Raw genomic sequence first — 228 nt, 5'->3', positions numbered from 1 at the left:
ATGACGCGGGAACCGGGCGGCAAGTTGCCCACCAGGCCGTTCACCGCCTGGATATGCTGGGGCGTGGTGCCGCAGCAGCCGCCCACAATATGCACGCCCAAATCACTGACAAAATGCTGCAAGTGCGCCGCCAGATCTTCCGGGCTTAAATGGTAATGGGCCTTTCCGCCCACGTTTTCCGGGATGCCCGCGTTGGGCAAGCAGGAAATGTAAAAAGGGCTGTGCTGG

The 228-nt window shown here is 60.5% G+C and carries 1 protein-coding gene; it reads right to left on the bottom strand.

Going from position 1 to position 228, the window contains the following annotated elements; all coding sequences use genetic code 11:
- On the bottom strand, nt 1-209 hold a 209-nt coding region (locus ACZ3HG_RS25100; protein WP_465335295.1), incomplete at its 3' end, for a homocysteine S-methyltransferase family protein.
- Nucleotides 210-228: the final 19 nt, after the last annotated feature.

Source organism: Erwinia sp. PME.40.26/001 (genome assembly GCF_055556675.1).
The sequence above is the reverse complement of the archived record's forward strand: the minus strand, read 5'-3'. Positions and strand labels throughout refer to the sequence as shown.